The following is a 5,181-nucleotide window of genomic DNA, read 5'->3' as shown; positions in this document are numbered from 1 at the left end:
GTTATGGGCTTTTTGGTTACTTCTCCTTTATCTTCGCAATCAACCCCACCAACTTTTCATCACTCTTCAACTTCATCAGCGCTGCATTGTATGAAAGCCAATAAATCTCTTCCGTTTTCTTCACATCAAATACGCTCGTAGCCCCCATTCCCTCTGGCTCGATAAGGACGTCGAGGTATTGGCATTTGTTTTCCATATCCGAGTTGATGGACATGATAGCGGCCCTCTCGAACAGTTTGCGGAAATTGGATATGGTACTTACTACTGGAAGATGATTACATGAAGAACCGATAATAAAATCGCAATCCCTCCGGATGGGTTCAATTGGAAAATTATCGAGTACCCCACCATCGACATACATTTTCCCGTCGATAATAATAGGCTTAAATACTCCTGGAATAGAACAAGACGCCAGCACCGCTTCAATGAGCTTCCCCGAAGAGAAATACCTCAGTTTTCCTTCACTAAAATCTGTTGCCGCAATAACCAAAGGCGTTTTCAATCCCTCAAATGAATCATGAGGCAGGTGCTCCATAAACAAGGGTCTGGTATTGTCGAGAGAAAGCAATCCTGCATTCCTGAAAGCGGGCCTAAGAAATTTATAAAGTTTAGTCTTTAAAAAGATCTCCAAAATAGCATGAGGTTCCATACCCTGCGCATACAATGAACCCACAATCGAACCCGCACTCGTACCACTAATCTTACAGAATTTTATACCCGCTTCAGTAAGCGCTTGAAGAACTCCTAAATGAGCAATGCCTCGGATGCCGCCGCCGGAAAGAACTAAGCCTATTCTCATATACTATATATTTTAATGTGGAGGGGGGAACCAGGAGCCCAGAACCAGGAACCAAGACACCCACCCAACGTACCGTCATGCTTTGCAGTCAGGTAATACGCAACAGGCAACCGATAACGGTTAACCATCAATCGTCAACCAAACCCTGATACTTCAGTGCCTAGCACTTATAACGTATAACGTACAACGTACAACTACATCTTCGGTTTGTACTTCGCCTCAGTTAATATTTTCTGTGCATCCTTTTCAACCATGAGCTGCTGTAGGGTGACGTCAGGATTTTCCTGCATATATTTCCTTACGATCTGCCAGCCGGTCCAGATGCCCAGCTTAGGAGCAGACTCAGAGTTTTCGCCGATGCCGGGTGTAAATGGTGCTTCTGCCAGGTATTTCTGGATTTTCATATAATCGGAATTGAACAGCAGTTCATTTTCCAAAAGGTAGGCCCATATCCCGCCTTCATTCTCTTCACACCATTGAATTTGTTGTTCGGTATAACCGATTTTTAAAGTATCGGCCACTTCAGGCATAAAGGAATCCATCATATACAAGATCTTTCCGTTATAAACCATTTTCGTCAGCAGGCTGCGATCCTTGTCTTGCTCGGGGAACATTTCTTCCCTTACAAAGGCTTCAACAACTCGTGGCGTGATATGTTCAGGAGTAAAGCGACGCGCAATATATTGCGGGATACTTTGCCGCAGTGCCGGATAAAACTTTCCTCCATGTTTTCCCAGAAACATGTCGAGCCCGATCCCTATATAATCATTGCCGATTGGAGTTTGAACCGCAAATCCCGAAATAAATGTAATCAGGCGCGGGACCTTCTGCTTCGGATAATAATAACGAACATGCTTGAAGGCATTGTTTAGCTCTTCCTCCTGTGCCGACATATCAGGAAAGGCCTGATCAACCGAAGCCTTCAATTCCAAATAATCTTTGTTCTGCAATACAGCAGCCAGATTATTTAAATAGGACGGCCCTTCAGCAGGAGAACCTACGCTCAACATCTGCTCCATGTAATCATCATAGAACCAGGTGTATTTCTTTCTCAACCCCTCCGCCTTCTCCATTAAGTCGTTTGCCTCCGACCTCCGAACTCCGAACTCCGACTTCATCCCTTCTAAATCCCTATCAAACCGATCAATAGAAATTTCCAATTTAATTTCCGACACATCCGCCCCTTTTTTGTTATTACAGGAAGCTGCAATGAGGCAAATAGAAAAAAACAAGTAAATTCGGGCGTTCCTCATTGATTTGGGATATCTGCTAAATTATGAAACCATGACGGTTTACCAAAACCCGCAGCGGCATAATTATTAATATAAAACCAATCTACAATATGAAAATTGCGTTAGCACAGTTAAATTATATCATCGGCGATTTTGATTTCAACACGAAAAAAATCATATCGGCCATACACGATGCCAAGGCTAAAGGCGCCGATCTTGTTGTGTTTGCGGAATTAAGCGTTTGCGGTTACCCGCCCCGGGATTTTCTTGAATTCTCTGAATTTATCGAGTCGTGCGAGAATTCAGCACAGCAGATTGCAAAGGAGTGTGTAGATATCTCCTGCATTATAGGCTTGCCTACAAAAAACCCTAAGATAGAAGGTAAGGATCTTTTCAATTCGGCCTATTTTATTGAAAACGGCTCCGTAAAGGCAGTCGTGCATAAAGCTCTATTACCGAACTATGATGTGTTCGATGAGTACCGCTATTTTGAACCGGCTGTGGATTTTAAATGTGTGGATTTCATGGGTTTTAAAATCGCTCTGACAATCTGTGAGGATCTTTGGAATATCAACGATAATCCGATGTATGTTACTTGTCCGATGGACGAGCTCATACAGGAAAAGCCGGATCTGATGATCAACATTGCAGCCTCTCCATTTGCTTATAATCACGATGAGGAGAGGGTGCTGATTCTCGGCGATAACAGCAGGAAATATAAACTCCCGATGTTCTATGTGAATCAAATAGGTGCGCAGACGGAAATAATTTTTGACGGGGGATCTTTGGTGTTTGATGAGGAAGGTGCTTTGCTTGATGAGATGCCTTATTTCACAGAAGCGGTGCGAATCTACGACTATGATCAGGGTAAGATTCAGGGACTAGAGGCCTTTCAGCATGAGCCGCAGGGAGATATTGAGCAGATCCATGATGCATTAGTACTAGGAATCAAAGACTACTTTCAAAAGTCCGGTTTCACCAAAGCGGTTCTCGGACTGTCCGGAGGCATTGATTCTGCCCTCGTTTGCGCCCTTGCTGCTGAAGCATTGGCACCTGAAAATGTGATGGCCGTTCTAATGCCGTCTGAATATTCATCTGACCATTCTATACAGGATGCCCTGGATCTGGTTCAGAACCTCGGGTGTAAGCATGAGGTGATACCGATTAAGGAAGCAACCCTTGCTTTTCAAAATATGATGAAACCTGTGTTTAAGGATCTTCCTTTTAGTGTTGCTGAAGAGAATATTCAGGCAAGGAGCAGGGCTATTGTCGTGATGGCGATGTCCAATAAGTTCGGATACATTTTATTGAATACCTCCAATAAAAGTGAGTGCGCGGTAGGTTACGGTACCCTTTACGGCGACATGGCAGGAGCCATCGGCGTCTTGGGTGATGTATACAAAACCCAGGTCTACAAGCTCGCAAACTATATGAACCGTGAGCGGGATATCATTCCGCAAAACAGTATTGTCAAACCCCCTTCCGCAGAACTCCGTCCCGGACAAAAGGATTCGGACTCCCTTCCGGAATACGACACCCTGGACGCGGTATTATTTCAATACATAGAATTGAAGAAAGGCTCGGAATCAATTATCCAGATGGGATTCGACGAAGCACTGGTTAGGAGAGTTCTTAAAATGGTTAACGTTGCTGAATTTAAACGCAATCAGGCTCCTCCGATATTGAGGGTATCACCGAAAGCGTTTGGAGTCGGGAGGAGGATGCCGGTGGTGGGGAAATATGCGGGGTGAAGGGAAAAGGGAGAACGGAAAGTGAGAGAGGTGATAGGTGAAAGGTGAAAAGGGGAAGTGAAACTGAAAACTGAAAACTGAAAACTGAAAACTGAAAGTGGAAGGATTGTTAACTAAACGGTCGGGAAAAAAGGATTACAAATTAACATTAATCATACGACCCCTTTAGGGTCGAGGGGGGCATCGTCACCAAACCGTCACCAATCTGTAACAAAAATATACGTTCCAACAGTTAATCCCATTTATTACGTTTATTTTATGAAAATGTAATACACAGCCTAATTTGGCAATTGGGATTAAGATACCCCCGGTTCATGTCGGGGTTTTAGTTTGGTTTAGTTTTTAGTTTAGTAGAAATCCGTTCCTGTTATAGGGAGCGGATTTTTTTTTGGCGTTGCCCTTGGTTCCCTTACTCTTTTGTCTTCCGTCTCCTAAAAACCCCCACAATCAAAAACACCCCAAACACCCCACTCCCAATAGACCCCGCCCGTGCTATATAATCTCCATGCTCTACATAAAAGGTCAATTCATCATTCAGATTAATATCCGCTTTAAGCGCTGCGGGTACCCACCATTCTGTTTGCTGTGTGATATCGCCCCGCTGATTGATGAAGGCAGAGATGCCCGTATTGGCAGAACGTGCTACCCACCGGCGTGTTTCAATTGCACGAAGTTTGGCATATTGAAGATGCTGGTCCTTTCCGGAGGTGTTGCCCCACCAGCCATCATTGGTGATGATTGCAATGAACTGAGCATCTTTTTTAACATATTCTCCTACATATTCACCCCAGATCGATTCATAGCAAATCACAGGCGCTGCGCCAATACCGCTTTGGGAGTAAAACACAGAAGGTTCGTCCTGCTTTCCGTAGCTGCCGGCGGAACCGCCGAATGCTTCAAAGGCTGGCTTTAGAAAGCTCATGGTATTGGAAAAAGGTGTTTGTTCCACGCCGGGCACCAATTTAGATTTATGGTAAAACTGGACTGTTGGCGAATTCTCAATCAGGACCGCTGCATTAAATACATCGAAATACTTGCCCGTGCTTTCGTCAAATCGCGCGGTGGCGGTCTTCTGACTATCATATAGGGAGAAGCTTTCAATCCCCGAAAGGAGGTTTCCGTTTTTGTATTTACTGAGAAAAGCCTGTATCCTCTGGAAATTCGGTTCATCCCTTATCTGAGCCTCCTCCGTCTTCTGTGAAATGGCGGTCTCCGGCCAGATAAAAAACTCCGTATTTGGTTGGCCCAGTGAGTCGGATAAATGGATCATCCGTTCGATCTGTGTCGCAGGGTTCAAGCTCCCAAACTTTTCGTAGGGATCGATATTAGGCTGCACCACCACGATGTTTGCGGGATTGGCTTTCTCCGTATAATTGAAATAGATTAATAAGGATACTAT

Annotated in this window: 4 protein-coding genes; 1 reads left to right on the top strand and 3 read right to left on the bottom strand. The window is 44.4% G+C overall.

Annotated features, from left to right (window positions below):
- Positions 1-16: 16 nt before the first annotated feature.
- Together WBJ10_RS09655 and gldB are read right to left on the bottom strand one after the other, a co-directional pair.
- On the bottom strand, positions 17-799 hold the full coding sequence (locus WBJ10_RS09655; RefSeq protein WP_424289715.1) for a patatin-like phospholipase family protein: 783 nt from the start codon (positions 797-799) through the stop codon (positions 17-19).
- Between the two features lie 194 nt (positions 800-993).
- Entirely contained in the window at positions 994-2,052 is a 1,059-nt protein-coding gene (gene gldB, locus WBJ10_RS09650) for a gliding motility lipoprotein GldB (RefSeq protein WP_424289713.1), read from the bottom strand.
- Between the two features lie 89 nt (positions 2,053-2,141).
- Between gldB and WBJ10_RS09645 the strand changes: the two genes are divergently transcribed.
- Positions 2,142-3,782, top strand: a complete 1,641-nt coding sequence (locus WBJ10_RS09645; protein ID WP_424289711.1) for an NAD+ synthase — start codon at positions 2,142-2,144, stop codon at positions 3,780-3,782.
- 409 nt (positions 3,783-4,191) lie between these two features.
- Here WBJ10_RS09645 and lnt read toward each other — a convergent pair.
- On the bottom strand, positions 4,192-5,181 hold a 990-nt coding region (gene lnt, locus WBJ10_RS09640), incomplete at its 5' end, for an apolipoprotein N-acyltransferase (RefSeq protein WP_424289709.1).

Origin of the sequence: Daejeonella sp. (genome assembly GCF_049655485.1) — a bacterium.
Taxonomy (GTDB): Bacteria; Bacteroidota; Bacteroidia; order Sphingobacteriales; family Sphingobacteriaceae; genus Daejeonella.
The sequence above is the reverse complement of the archived record's forward strand: the minus strand, read 5'-3'. Positions and strand labels throughout refer to the sequence as shown.